The 13,270-nt window shown below is 70.7% G+C and carries 9 protein-coding genes; 4 read left to right on the top strand and 5 right to left on the bottom strand.

What is annotated here, in order from left to right:
• Positions 1-4 precede the first annotated feature (4 nt).
• From OG734_RS26705 to ssd, 3 genes are read right to left on the bottom strand one after another with little or no spacing between them, the layout of a single operon-like run.
• Positions 5-874: a type II secretion system F family protein gene (locus tag OG734_RS26705; protein WP_443064913.1), complete on the bottom strand. Its 870-nt coding sequence runs from the start codon at positions 872-874 to the stop codon at positions 5-7.
• Positions 871-2,076: a TadA family conjugal transfer-associated ATPase gene (locus OG734_RS26700; RefSeq protein WP_330290022.1), complete on the bottom strand. Its 1,206-nt coding sequence runs from the start codon at positions 2,074-2,076 to the stop codon at positions 871-873. Before OG734_RS26700 ends, OG734_RS26705 begins: the two co-directional genes overlap by 4 nt.
• Complete coding sequence (gene ssd / locus OG734_RS26695; RefSeq protein WP_330290021.1) at positions 2,073-3,179, bottom strand: septum site-determining protein Ssd; 1,107 nt, start codon at positions 3,177-3,179, stop codon at positions 2,073-2,075. The genes OG734_RS26700 and ssd overlap by 4 nt, the downstream gene beginning before the upstream one ends.
• Before the next feature lie 517 nt (positions 3,180-3,696).
• Between ssd and OG734_RS26690 the strand changes: the two genes are divergently transcribed.
• Positions 3,697-4,530, top strand: a complete 834-nt coding sequence (locus OG734_RS26690) for an HAD family hydrolase (RefSeq protein WP_330290020.1) — start codon at positions 3,697-3,699, stop codon at positions 4,528-4,530.
• 406 nt (positions 4,531-4,936) lie between these two features.
• On the opposite strand, the gene OG734_RS26685 is transcribed toward OG734_RS26690, so the two are convergent.
• Positions 4,937-5,761, bottom strand: a complete 825-nt coding sequence (locus OG734_RS26685; RefSeq protein ID WP_330290019.1) for an oxidoreductase — start codon at positions 5,759-5,761, stop codon at positions 4,937-4,939.
• 101 nt (positions 5,762-5,862) lie between these two features.
• Here OG734_RS26685 and OG734_RS26680 point away from each other — a divergent pair, with 101 nt between their 5' ends.
• Positions 5,863-6,846 carry an ATP-binding protein gene (locus OG734_RS26680; protein WP_330290018.1) on the top strand — a complete coding sequence of 328 codons (984 nt, stop codon included), beginning with the start codon at positions 5,863-5,865 and terminating at the stop codon, positions 6,844-6,846.
• Positions 6,847-6,961: 115 nt separating this feature from the next.
• Here OG734_RS26680 and OG734_RS26675 read toward each other — a convergent pair whose 3' ends face one another.
• On the bottom strand, positions 6,962-8,239 hold the full coding sequence (locus OG734_RS26675) for a hypothetical protein (protein ID WP_330290017.1): 1,278 nt from the start codon (positions 8,237-8,239) through the stop codon (positions 6,962-6,964).
• 306 nt (positions 8,240-8,545) lie between these two features.
• Between OG734_RS26675 and OG734_RS26670 the strand changes: the two genes are divergently transcribed.
• Together OG734_RS26670 and acs are read left to right on the top strand one after the other, a co-directional pair.
• Positions 8,546-11,020, top strand: a complete 2,475-nt coding sequence (locus tag OG734_RS26670) for a SulP family inorganic anion transporter (RefSeq protein WP_330290016.1) — start codon at positions 8,546-8,548, stop codon at positions 11,018-11,020.
• Positions 11,021-11,223: 203 nt separating this feature from the next.
• On the top strand, positions 11,224-13,179 hold the full coding sequence (acs, locus tag OG734_RS26665) for an acetate--CoA ligase (RefSeq protein ID WP_330290015.1): 1,956 nt from the start codon (positions 11,224-11,226) through the stop codon (positions 13,177-13,179).
• The last annotated feature ends 91 nt before the right edge of the window (positions 13,180-13,270 follow it).

Genomic DNA, 13,270 nt, shown 5'->3' with positions numbered 1-13,270 from the left:
GCCCTCATACCGCTTCCGCTCCCCGCACGATCCGCAGTGCCCACCACAGCCCCACGCCCTCCAGCACCCCGCCGACCAGCAGGCAGCCAAGTCCGGCGCCGGTGTGCAGCAGCATGTGCAGGGGGTCCGCGCCCAGTGCCGTGCCCAGGACCAGGCCCAGCACCGGCAGGCCGGCGAGCATCACCGCCGTCGACCGGGCACCCGCCAACTGGGCACGCAGGTCGGCCCGTTGGTCCCGGTCGGCGCGCAAAGCCCCTTCCAGGCGGTCCAGTCCGGCCGCCAGTCCGGCGCCCTGGTCCACGGCCACCCGCCAGCACGCCGCGAGGCCCAACAGCCCCTCCGCGCCCGGTTGTCGGGCCGCCGCGGCGAGCACCCCGGGTACATCACCGCCGAACCGCGCCGCCGCCAGCACCGACGCCTGCGCCACACCGAGCCCACCGGAGTCGCGTGCCGCCCGCAGCAGCGCCTCCCCCGGCTGCCGTCCGGCCCGCACCTCACCGGCGAGCGCCGCGCACAGCGCGATCACCTCGTCGCCCCGCCGCTCCCGCGCCCGCCGCACCTCACCGGCCAGCCTGACCCGGCGCAGCAACGGCACCCCCGCCGCGCCCAACACCGCCGGTACGACGGAGACGCCCACCAGCGCCACCATCAGCCCGACGGCCACCGACCACCACTCGGCCCGCAACCGCCCACGCAGCCGCCGCAGTTCACCGACCGCCCGTTCCCACGGAGGCGGCCCGGTCCCCACCGCCCCGACCCCGGCAAGCAGCAACTCCGCCCGCCGCGCCCCCGGATACCGCCCGCCCAGCAACCAGCAGACCGCCCCTACGCACACCCCGGCCACACCCATCGCCAACTCTCCCGTCCCCGTCACGCCGGTTCACTCCCTTGCCCCTTGTGACCGCCGGCGCGAAGCAGCCCCCGCAACCGCTCCCACCCCCGCTCGTACGCGAACGCCTCCTCGCCCCACCGCAGCGCCGGAACCGTCACCACCAGCCCTGACGGGTCCCGCTCCAGCACATGCACCTCGGCGATCCGGCGCCGCCCGGCCCGGTCGCGGACGAGATGCAGGACCACCGACAGCGCGGCCGCCAACTGGCTGTGCAGCGCGGTCCGGTCGAGCCCCGCGGCCGTACCCAGCGCCTCCAGCCGGGCCGGTACGTCCGCCGCCGCGTTCGCGTGGACCGTCCCGCAGCCGCTGTGACCCGTGTTCAGCGCTGCCAGCAGGTGCACGACCTCGGCGCCTCGAACCTCCCCGACCGCCAACCGGTCGGGCCGCATCCGCAGCGACTGCCGCACCAGATCCTCGAGGTTGACCAGGCCAGCGCCCTCCTGGTTGGCCGGCCTGGTCTCCAGCCGTACGACGTGCGGATGATCGGGCCGCAGCTCCGCCGAGTCCTCGGCGAGCACGATCCGCTCGCCCGGGCCGACCAGGCCCAACAGCGCGCTGAGGAGGGTGGTCTTGCCGCATCCCGTCCCGCCGCTGATCAGGAAGGACAGCCGAGCGTCGAGCAGCGCCCGCAACACCCGGTCGCCGCCCGGCGGTACCGTCCCCGCGGCCATCAACTCGTCCAGGGTGAACGCGCGCGGCCGTACCACCCGCAGCGACAGGCAGGTGCAGCCGACGGCCACCGGGGGCAGTACCGCATGCAGACGGGTCCCGTCGGGCAGCCGGGCGTCGACCCATGGCCGGGCGTCGTCGAGCCGCCGTCCGGCCACCGCGGCGAGGCGCTGCGCCAGCCGTCGTACGGCGCCGGCGTCCGGGAAGGAGACGGGGGTCAGTTCCAATCCGCCGCCCCGGTCCACCCACACCCGGTCCGGGGCCGCCACCAGTACGTCGGTGACCGACGGATCGGCGAGCAGCGGCTCCAGTGGGCCGGTGCCGACCAGCTCTGACCTCAACCGTTCGGCGGCACCCAGCACTTCGGCGTCCCCGAGCACCCGCCCCTGCTCCCGCAGGGCCTGCGCCACGCGCGCGGGGGTCGCCTCCGCGCCGCTCTCGGCCAGCCACTGCCGTACGCCGTCCAGCAGCCCGGCAGGCGCCCCCGGTCCCTCGTCCCAGCGCACGCCGCTCATACGCCACCTGCCTCGGCCAGCGCCCGCTCCCAGAACACCGTGCAGAACCGGGCCAGCGGCCCGCGTGTTGCCCCTCCTGGCGGCGCCTTGCCCTCGTGCGGGCGCGTCAGGGCCGATTCGACGGGGACCTCACCTGCCAAGGGCAGGTTCAGCAGCCGGGCCACCTCGTGGTCGTCCAGTCCGGGCGTGTACGGCCCCCGTACCGCCACGCGCAGGTCGCGCAGGACCATGCCGACGGCGGACGCCACCCGGCCGGCCGCGGCGACGGCGCGCAGTTCGCCGGGGACTACCAGGATCCCCACGTCCAGTTGGGCGAGGACTTCCGCGACGCCGTCGTCGATCCGCCGCGGCAGGTCGACGACGACCGCGCCGCCGCGCCGTCTGGCCGCGGCGAGCACCGCCCGTACTGCCTGGGGCGGGACGGCCACGCAGTCTCCGCGGTCCCAGCTCAGCACCCTCAGGGAGTGCAGTTTCGGCAGCGATTCCTCCAGGGCGCCGCCGCCGACCCTGCCGCGCGAGGCGGCGAAGGCCGGCCAGCGCAGTCCGTCGGCCGTCTCGCCGCCGAGGAGCACGTCGAGTCCGCCGCCCAGCGGATCCGCGTCCACGAGCAGGGTCCGCAGTCCCTCGCGCGCGGAGGTGACCGCGAGCGCGCAGGCCAGGGTGGACGCTCCGGCCCCGCCCCGGCCGCCGATGACGCCGACGGTGAGCGCGGGCCTGCCGACGCCCTCGGCGACGTCGGCGATCCGGTCGACGAGCCACTGCTCTCCGTCGGGCAGCATCAGGACATGGTCGGCGCCGATCTCGACGGCCCGCCGCCAGACCCCGGAGTCGTCCTGGTCCCGCCCGACCAGTACCACTCCCCGGCGCCGCGCGGCCCCGCGCACCCGCCGTACGGCGTCGTCGCCGACCAGGACGAGCGGGGCAGCCTCCCAGCCTCCGCCTCGCTCCGGCACCCCGTGGTGCACTTCGGGGGTGGCACCGGCCGCCGCGCAGAGCCGCAACAGGTCGTCGAGCAGGTCGGCGTCCTCTGTGACGATCAGCGGTCCGCTCTGCCGTCCCTCGGCCGCGGACTGATCGTTGTCGTGTGTGATGGCTCCTGCCATGTTTTCCGGCCCCCTTCGCTATATGAACGGCCGACAGAAACCGGCCAAACGCGTCCGACAAACGGACCCGGCCATGAACTTGGCCGCGAGCGGGACGCGTTGGAATCACGGTGCAGGGATCCCAGAAATCGTGTGGATCTTGATCGAAATCTGTGGACAACTCGGTGGTTGTGAATATCGCCGCCACCCAAACAGGTGAGTGACGTTCGACTTTCCACAGAGCAGCGCTTCAGTTACCCACAGTGACGAGAGGCGGACATGCGAAAGAGGCGGCCGGAGCCGCCTCGGACGGCACCACGGCCGCGAAGAGTGTTGCTTGGGAGAAAGAAAACCCACCCGGACATGCGACGACCCCCGCCGGGGGGGAGAGCGGGGGTCGTCCCCACGGTTCGACTCGGGGGGGGAGGAGCCGGACCGGGTTAGCACGGTCGCGAACGATCCGTGACTTCCATGGTGTACCCGAGAGCCCTCTCAGGCAAACCCACGGGCCACACCTTACGCCGAATGGTGGGCGCCTATGCTCAGCCTCGTGGAAAACCACTCCTTGCCCCGCACAGCCGCCTTCTTTGACCTGGACAAGACGGTCATTGCGAAGTCGAGCACGCTCACGTTCAGCAAGTCGTTCTACCAAGGCGGTCTGATCAACCGCAGGGCCGTCTTGCGCACCGCATATGCCCAGTTCGTCTTCCTGGCGGGCGGTGCCGACCATGACCAGATGGAGCGCATGCGCGAGTACCTGTCCGCGCTGTGCCGCGGCTGGAACGTCCAGCAGGTCAAGGAGATCGTCGCCGAGACGCTGCACGACCTGATCGACCCGATCATCTACGACGAGGCTGCCTCCCTCATCGAGGAGCACCACACCGCCGGCCGTGACGTGGTGATCGTGTCCACGTCGGGCGCGGAGGTCGTCGAGCCGATCGGCGAACTGCTCGGCGCGGACCGGGTGGTGGCCACACGCATGGTCGTCGGCGACGACGGCTGCTTCACGGGCGAGGTGGAGTACTACGCGTACGGGCCGACGAAGGCCGAGGCGATCAAAGAGCTGGCGGAGTCCGAGGGATACGACCTCGCGCGCTGCTACGCCTACAGCGACAGCGTCACCGACGTCCCCATGCTGGCGTCCGTGGGCCATCCGCACGCCGTGAACCCGGACCGGGCACTGCGCCGGGAAGCGGTCGCCCGCGGGTGGCCGATCCTGGACTTCCACCGCCCGGTCCGGCTGAAGCAGCGACTGCCCGCCCTCTCCGTACCGCCGCGTCCGGCCCTGGTCGCCGCCGCCGCGATAGGCGCGGCAGCCGCCACGGCCGGTCTCGTCTGGTACGCGAGCAGGCGCCGCCCCACGGTCGCCTGATCCGCCACTCCCGCCCCGTCCGGGCACACCAGCGCCCGATTCATTGCTGTTTGAGGATAAAAGTAAAGAAGTGCAGTCAGGGCTTCCGCTTGCTCCGGTCCAGGAGTAGAAAGGACTCAACGGCCCGCGAGACCAAGGACATCCGAAAGGATCACCTTAATAACGCATTTGGCCACACGGACCGCGCATGAAAACCGGGCACCCACGCGACGTCGACCCGTCGATTACGGGCCAGCCGCACCAGGTGACGGGCCAAGTACCCGCCCTGATGGGCAACACTATCGAGGACGCTTGGTAACCGGGTGGACATGCCAGCGGCGGTACGAATCCTCGTACCGCCGCATTCCTTTGCCGGCCCTCCACGGAGGGCCTTTTCACTTCCCTTGTGCCGTCATTTCTTACTTCCCTACGCCGCCCCACGCTGCAACGCCTCGCACACGGCCACCGATTCACGCGCCCCGAGTTCGACTGCCCGACCGCAGTGGGCGATCCACGCCCCCATGCCCTCCGGGGTGCCGGAGACATAGCCGTCGAGTGCGGCCAGATAGGCCGCGCGGCCCGGTTCGGCGTGGCCGACCTCGGCCGGGCACACGGACTTCGGGTCGAGGCCGCTGCCGACCAGGACGATCCGCTCGGCCGCGCGCGCGACGAGGCCGTTGTGGGAGCCGAAGGGGCGCAGCGCGAGGAGTTCGCCGTGCACGACAGCGGCTGTGACCAGGGCGGGGGCCGAGCCTCCCGCGATGATCAGCTCCGCGAGTCCCTCCAGCCGTCCGGACACCTCCGCCGCACTCGGCAGCGGCAGGTCGACCGCCGGCTCCTCGACTGGCTCACCGTCCTGGCGCGGGCGTCCCACCTCGTCGCCCGTGCCCGCGGCGGCGACCAGATGGAGCCGGGCCAGCACGCGAAGCGGTGACTGGCGCCAGATGGACAGGAGTTGGCCCGCCTCCGCGGTCAGCCGGAGGGCCGCGCCGACGACCCGGGCCTCGTCGTCACCGCTGAAGTCGGTGCGCCGGCGCACCTCTTCGAGGGCCCAGTCGGCGCCGGAGAGGGCCGCGGAACCGCGCGCGCCGCGCAGTGCCGCCTCACCGGTGATCTCGTTGCTTCGTCGCCGCATGATGCGATGCCCGTAGACCCGGTCCACGGCCTTGCGCACGGACTCCACGGAGTCGGCCACCCCTGGCAGTGCCCCCAGGGCCGCGAGCGGATCGGCGGTCGCGCCTGTCGTACTCATGAGTACGACCCTACGCACTCCAGGGAGCCCACCCACGAAGGAGTGGACTTCCTCACGCCCCCTGGACACTCTCAGCGCTCACTCCACTACCGTTAGTGAACATGAAAATTGCTTTCGTCGGGAAGGGCGGCAGCGGCAAGACCACGCTGTCCTCGCTGTTCATCCGCCACCTCACGGCCTCCGGGGCGCCGGTCCTCGCCATCGACGCCGACATCAACCAGCACTTGGGCGCCGCACTCGGCCTTCACGACACCGAAGCCGCCGCGATGCCCGCGATGGGCGAGCGGATGGAGCTGATCAAGGAGTACCTCCGCGGCACGAACCCACGCATCGCCTGTGCCGACGCGATGATCAAGACGACCCCGCCCGGCGGAGGCTCGCGCCTGCTGCGGATCCAGGAGACCAATCCGGTGTACGACGCCTGCGCGCGGCCGGTGGAACTCGACGGCGGCGCCGTCCGTTTGATGGTCACCGGCCCGTTCACCGAAGCCGATCTCGGAGTGGCCTGCTACCACTCCAAGACGGGCGCGGTGGAGCTGTGCCTGAACCATCTCGTCGACGGCCCGGGCGAGTATGTCGTCGTCGACATGACCGCGGGCTCGGACTCCTTCGCGTCCGGCCTGTTCACCCGCTTCGACATCACGTTCCTCGTCGCCGAACCGACCCGGAAGGGAGTCTCCGTCTATCGCCAGTACAAGGAGTACGCCCAGGACTTCGGCGTCGCCCTGAAGGTCATCGGCAACAAGGTGCAGGGTCAGGACGACGTCGACTTCCTCCGCGCCGAAGTCGGGGACGACCTCCTGGAAACGGTCGGGCACTCGGACTGGGTGCGTGCCATGGAGAAGGGCCGGACCGCACGGTTCGAGCACCTGGAGGACACCAACCACCGTTCCCTGCGCCGGTTGCGGACGGCCGTCGACGCCAGGTACGAGCTGCGCGACTGGGAGCGCTACACCCACCAGATGGTCCACTTCCATCTGAAGAACGCCCACTCCTGGGCCAACGCCCGCACCGGAGTCGACCTGGCGGCCCAGGTGGACCCCGGCTTCGTACTGGGCGAGCAGTTGGCAGCAACCACCGTCTGAGGTCGGGTGCGCGCAGCGCCCCGAATGGGCGCGGGGCTGTATCTGTCTGCGGCTCCGCCGCGGGCGCGACCAGCCCCCACCGACCCGCGGCCAAAGAATCGCACCCACCCAATCGCTACCGCTTGGCAGCCGGAGCCCCCGGTACCCCCTTCGGGGCCGGGCCCGGCCGCCCCGCCAGGAAGGTCGCCCAGCCCCCCTTCGGCGCCTCACCGACCCCGAGCGTGCGCAACCTCGCCAGGGTCTGCGGATCCTGCGCGTCCAGCCAGTCGGCGAGCTGCCGGAACGAGACACAGCGCACGTCGGCCTTCGTGCAGACGCGTTCGATGACCTCCTCGACGGCGCGCATGTAGACGCCGCCGTTCCACGACTCGAAGTGGTTGCCGATGAGCAGGGGTGCGCGGTTGCCGTCGTGGGCGCGCTCGAAGCCCTTGAGGAGACCGTCGCGGAACTGGTCGCCCCAGTACTCGTGCCGGCCCTTGGCGCCCGTGCGTGCCTGGGACTGGTTCATGTAGAAGTTGTAGTCCATGGTCAGCGTCTCGAAGCGGCGGCCGGGGACCGGGACGAGCTGCATGGACAGGTCCCACAGGCCCTGCTTCTTCGCGGGCCAGAGCTGGTCGTTGACACCGCTCGTGTCGTAGCGGAAGCCCAGTTCGCGGGCCGCGCTCATGAAGTTCTTCTGCCCTTCCAGGCAGGGCGTGCGGGCGCCGACGAGTTCCTTCTCGTAGTCGAAGGGCAGTGGGGACGCCTTCGTCATGCCCGTGGTGGTCTTCCAGGACTTCACGAAACGTTTCGCCTGGGCGATCTCGTTCTTCCAGTCCTCCACCGACCACTCACCGACACCGCCTCCGCTGCCACAGAAGTGGCCGTTGAAGTGGGTGCCGATCTCGCTGCCCTCCAGCCAGGCCAGCCGCAGCTGCTTCACGGTGTCGGCGATGCCCTGCTCGTCGTTGAAGCCGATGTCGGAGCGGCCCGGCGAGTGCCGGGGTGGCCGGTACAGGTCGCGCTTGTCCTCCGGGAGCAGGTACACACCGCTCAGGAAGTACGTCATCGTCGCCTTGTTGGCCTTGGCCACCTTGCGGAAGCGGGAGAACAGCCGCTGGCTGTCCTCACCCGCGCCGTCCCAGGAGAAGACGACGAACTGCGGCGGCTTCTGGCCGGGCTTGAGGCGCTCGGGCCTGGGCTGGTAGGGCTGGGCTCCGGTGTACGCGGTGGAGCCGTCGCCGATCAGCCGGGCCGCGCTCTTGGGTGCCGGTGCCGGGGCCGCCTTCTTCGCATCGTGCGCGCCCCCCTTCGCACCGGAGGAGCCGGTGGTTTCCGCCCCGCAGCCGGCGAGTGAAGCGGCACAGGCCGCGACGGCCATGACACCTGCGGCGATCCTCTTGGTGACGGCCATGTCCGCCCACCTCTTCCTTCGTTCGGGCCGGCGCTTTCGGGCGCGGCGCCGTCAAGGTCGCATGGGACCGAGAAGGAATTAGTACGACAAGCCGATCAAAAGTCCACTTCACTCATTGAGGTGATTCGTTAACCCATTTGCCCCGAAAATACATACACGTCCTTTACCGTGCATTACGATCCGTTTACCGAGCGTTGAATTATCCCGCCGCTTGCACGCCGTGACCCACGGCCGCGACCCGCCCCCCGCGCATCGACGGGGGACCACCTGTTCCGCGACCGCGCTGCCCCGGAGGAGACGGGAAACATGTCTGCCTGCATCCCCACTCGCGCCCCCGACCCGACTCGGACAAAGCGCATGCACCAGCCCCACAGCCCCCCACCGCCGCCGACACCGCCTCGCCGCTTCCGCGTCGCGGGCGCCGATGTGTCGGCCTCGATCGCGGTCTTCCTGATCGCCCTGCCTCTCTCCCTGGGCATCGCCCTCGCCACCGGCGCACCGCTCCAGGCCGGCCTGGTCGCCGCCGCCGTCGGCGGACTCGTCGCCGGACGGCTCGGCGGCTCCCCGCTCCAGGTGAGCGGCCCCGCCGCCGGGCTCACCGTCGTCACCGCCGACCTCATCCAGCGGTACGGGTGGCGTACGACCTGCGCCATCACCGTCCTCGCCGGGCTCGTCCAACTCGCCCTCGGCTGCGTGCGCGTGGCCCGCACGGCGCTCGCCGTCAGCCCCGCCGTCGTCCACGGCATGCTCGCCGGGATCGGCGTGACGATCGCCGTCGCCCAGCTGCACATCGTCCTCGGGGGTACGCCGGAGAGTTCGGTCCTCGACAATCTCCGCGCGCTGCCCGCCCAGCTGGCCGGCCTGCATCCCGCCGCCGTGTCGATGAGCGTGCTGACCCTGACCCTGCTGCTGGTCTGGCCACGGCTTCCCGGCCGGGCGGGGCGCGTTCTGCGCAAGGTGCCGGCCGCGCTCGTCGCCGTCAGCGGCGCCACACTCACCGCCGCGCTCGCCGGGCTGGTCCTGCCCAAGGTCGACCTGCCGTCCTGGCGCAGCCATGCGCTGGCCGGGCTGCCCGAAGGACCCGCGCTCGGCGTCGCCGCCGCCGTGCTCACCGTCACCCTGGTGTGCAGCGTGCAGTCGCTGCTCGGCGCGGTCGCCGTGGACAAGCTGGTGGCCTCCCGGCCCGAGCTGCTGGCCGGACGGGCCACCGGCGGCGGAGCGGCTCGCGTCGGCCGTGCCGACCTGAACCGTGAACTGCTCGGCCAGGGCGTCGCCAACGTCGTGTCCGGTGCGCTCGGCGGACTGCCGGTCGCGGGCGTGGCCGTGCGGAGTTCGGCGAATGTACAAGCCGGTGCCGTGAGCCGGAACTCCACGATGCTGCACGGCGTTTTCGTAGTAGTCGCCGCGTTGCTGATGGTTCCGATCCTGGAGCTGATCCCGCTCGCCTCACTCGCCGCCCTGGTGATGGCCGTCGGCATCCAGATGGTGTCCCTGCACCACATTCGCACGGTGACCCGCCACCGCGAGGTCCTGGTCTACGCGGTGACAACCCTGGGCGTCGTTCTCCTCGGCGTCCTCGAAGGAGTGATGCTGGGCGTCGCGGTCGCCGTCGGCGTCGCCCTGAACCGCCTCGCTCGCACCCGGATCACCTACGAAGTCAGACACGACGAGACAGGGGGAGTCCATTACGTACATGTCCGAGGGCAGTTGACCTTCCTCGCGGTGCCCCGGCTCAGCCGGACCCTGCACCTCGTGCCCCAAGGGGCGGACGCCGTCGTGGAGTTGGACGGATCGTTCATGGACCACGCGGCGTACGAATCCCTGCACCACTGGCAGAGCACGCACACCGCGCAGGGCGGCACCGTCGAGGTGACCGGCCGGGCGGGGACACGTATCGCCGAGCCCTCGAACGCCTCCGACTGCCGCTGTCGGCCCTGGACGCCCTGGCGCAACCACCAGTGCGAAGTCCCGGAGTCCGGACAGGGGCGAGGGGAGACGGCGGCTGGGCCCGGCGGGGCGAGCGGTGTCGCCGGCTCTCCCGGCTCGTGCAACTCTGCCAAATCGGCCCACTCGGCCGACTCGTCGGGCTTGTTCGGTGCCGGCGAGCCGAGCGGGCATCAACTGGCGCGCGGTATCAGCGCGTTCCAGCGGAACACCGCGCCGCTGGTACGCGGTGAGCTGGCCAGGCTGGCGCGCGAGGGGCAGCAACCCTCACAGCTGTTCCTGACGTGTGCCGACTCGCGCCTCGTCACGTCGATGATCACCTCCAGTGGTCCCGGCGACCTGTTCGTCGTACGGAACGTCGGCAACCTGGTGCCGCGGCCCGGCGAGGAGAGCGGGGACGACTCGGTGGCGGCCGCGATCGAGTACGCGGTGGACGTACTGAAGGTGCGCTCGATCACGGTGTGCGGGCACTCCGGGTGCGGGGCCATGCAGGCGCTGCTGAGCATGGAGCCCGACGGGGCACCGACTCCGCTCAGGCGCTGGCTGCGGCACGGACTGCCGAGCCTGGAGCGGATGGCCGCGACGGACCGGCCCTGGACACGGCTCGCCGGGCGGGCACCCGCCGACGTGGCCGAGCAGCTCTGCCTGACCAACGTCGTCCAGCAGTTGGAGCATCTCCAGGCGCACGAGTCGGTGGCCAGGGCGCTGCAGGAGGGCGCGCTCGAGCTGCACGGAATGTACTTCCATGTGGGTGAGGCACAGGCGTATCTGCTCACCGGAATGGTGGGCGGGGACGAGGTGTTCGATCATGTGAGGGCGGCCGGACTGTCCGCCTGACGAGGACGGGTGAACCGGGCGGCCATCGCGTACGTGACCTTGGTTGTCCCCCTCACGAAGAGGCGCGCCGACGGGAGCGACCCGAGGGAGCCCAAAGGTCTAAACCAATTTCTCGTCGGCCCTTGTCAGCGGGCCCCCCGGTCTGATGAGCTGTGGCCTGGGACACAACGGTCGCCCCGGCAAAGCACCGTAAGGGAGATGTCGTGAGCAACGAAAGCCTGGCCAACCTGCTCAAGGAAGAGCGCAGGTTCGCGCCACCCGCCGAGCTGGCCGCAGACGCCAACGTCACGGCGGAGGCGTACGAACAGGCCAAGGCTGACCGGCTCGGCTTCTGGGCCGCGCAGGCCCGCCGGCTGACCTGGGCCACCGAGCCGACCGAGACGCTGGACTGGTCGAACCCTCCGTTCGCCAAGTGGTTCAAGGACGGCAGCCTCAACGTCGCGTACAACTGCGTCGACCGGCATGTCGAGGCCGGGAACGGCGACCGGGTCGCCATCCACTTCGAGGGGGAGCCCGGCGACAGCCGCGCGATCACCTACGCCGAGCTCAAGGACGAGGTCTCCAAGGCCGCCAACGCCCTGCTGGAGCTGGGGGTCGAGAAGGGCGACCGGGTCGCCGTCTACATGCCGATGATCCCGGAGACGGCGATCGCGATGCTCGCCTGCGCCCGTATCGGCGCCGCGCACTCCGTCGTCTTCGGCGGGTTCTCCGCGGACGCGCTCGCGACCCGCATCCAGGACGCCGACGCCAAGATCGTCATCACCACCGACGGTGGCTACCGGCGCGGCAAGCCGTCCGCGCTCAAGCCCGCCGTCGACGCCGCCGTCGAGCGCGTCGACAACGTGGAGCACGTGCTCGTCGTCCGCCGTACCGGGCAGGACGTCGAGTGGCACGAGGGCCGGGACGTGTGGTGGCACGAGGTCGTCGAGCGGCAGAGCGCCGAGCACACGCCCGAGGCGTTCGAGGCCGAGCAGCCGCTGTTCATCCTCTACACCTCCGGTACGACGGGTAAGCCCAAGGGCATCCTGCACACCTCCGGCGGCTACCTCACCCAGGCCGCGTACACCCACCACGCCGTCTTCGACCTCAAGCCGGAGACCGACGTCTACTGGTGCACCGCCGACGTCGGCTGGGTCACCGGGCACTCCTACATCGTGTACGGACCGCTGGCCAACGGTGCGACCCAGGTGATGTACGAGGGAACGCCGGACACCCCGCACCAGGGCCGCTTCTGGGAGATCATCCAGAAGTACGGGGTGACCATCCTCTACACGGCGCCCACCGCCATTCGTACGTTCATGAAGTGGGGCGACGACATCCCCGCCAAGTTCGATCTGTCCTCCCTCCGGGTGCTGGGATCGGTGGGTGAGCCGATCAACCCCGAGGCGTGGATCTGGTACCGCAAGCACATCGGCGGCGATGTGACGCCCATCGTCGACACCTGGTGGCAGACCGAGACGGGCGCCATGATGATCTCCCCGCTGCCCGGCGTGACCGAGACCAAGCCGGGGTCCGCTCAGCGGGCGCTGCCCGGCATCTCCGCCACCGTCGTCGACGACGAGGCGCGCGAAGTGCCCAACGGGGGCGGCGGCTACCTCGTGCTGACCGAGCCGTGGCCCTCCATGCTGCGCACCATCTGGGGCGACGACCAGCGGTTCCTCGACACGTACTGGTCCCGGTTCGAGGGCAAGTACTTCGCGGGTGACGGCGCGAAGAAGGACGACGACGGCGACATCTGGCTGCTCGGACGCGTGGACGACGTCATGCTCGTCTCCGGGCACAACATCTCCACCACCGAGGTCGAGTCCGCGCTCGTCTCACACCCCTCCGTCGCCGAAGCGGCCGTGGTGGGTGCCGCCGACGAGACGACCGGGCAGGCCATCGTCGCCTTCGTCATCCTGCGCGGCACCGCCTCCGAGACCGACACCCTCGTCGCCGAACTGCGCAGTCACGTCGGCGAGGCCCTCGGCCCGATCGCCAAGCCCAAGCGCATCCTGCCGGTCGCGGAGCTCCCCAAGACCCGCTCCGGAAAGATCATGCGCCGCCTGCTGCGTGACGTCGCCGAGAACCGGGAGCTGGGCGACGTGACCACCCTGACCGACTCCACCGTCATGGACCTCATCCAGACGAAGCTGCCCGCGGCGGGCAGCGAGGACTAGCCAGAGGTGGACTGAAAAACCAGGGGGTCCCTCCGGGCGGCGCCTTCCCCGCACCTTAGGTAAGCTAAAGATCGCGTCAACGACGCGACAA

Source organism: Streptomyces sp. NBC_00576, assembly GCF_036345175.1.
In the GTDB taxonomy this organism is placed as follows: Bacteria; Actinomycetota; Actinomycetes; order Streptomycetales; family Streptomycetaceae; genus Streptomyces.
The sequence above is the reverse complement of the archived record's forward strand: the minus strand, read 5'-3'. Positions and strand labels throughout refer to the sequence as shown.

What these genes read in the sequence shown, in the direction of transcription:
- OG734_RS26685 (WP_330290019.1), bottom strand. Translation starts at nt 5,761, where the DNA reads ATGAGTACGACAGGCGCGACCGCCGATCCGCTCGCGGCCCTGGGGGCA.
- OG734_RS26675 (WP_330290017.1), bottom strand. Translation starts at nt 8,239, where the DNA reads ATGGCCGTCACCAAGAGGATCGCCGCAGGTGTCATGGCCGTCGCGGCC.
- OG734_RS26700 (WP_330290022.1), bottom strand. Translation starts at nt 2,076, where the DNA reads ATGAGCGGCGTGCGCTGGGACGAGGGACCGGGGGCGCCTGCCGGGCTG.
- ssd (WP_330290021.1), bottom strand. Translation starts at nt 3,179, where the DNA reads ATGGCAGGAGCCATCACACACGACAACGATCAGTCCGCGGCCGAGGGA.
- OG734_RS26670 (WP_330290016.1), top strand. Translation starts at nt 8,546, where the DNA reads ATGTCTGCCTGCATCCCCACTCGCGCCCCCGACCCGACTCGGACAAAG.
- OG734_RS26690 (WP_330290020.1), top strand. Translation starts at nt 3,697, where the DNA reads ATGCTCAGCCTCGTGGAAAACCACTCCTTGCCCCGCACAGCCGCCTTC.
- OG734_RS26680 (WP_330290018.1), top strand. Translation starts at nt 5,863, where the DNA reads ATGAAAATTGCTTTCGTCGGGAAGGGCGGCAGCGGCAAGACCACGCTG.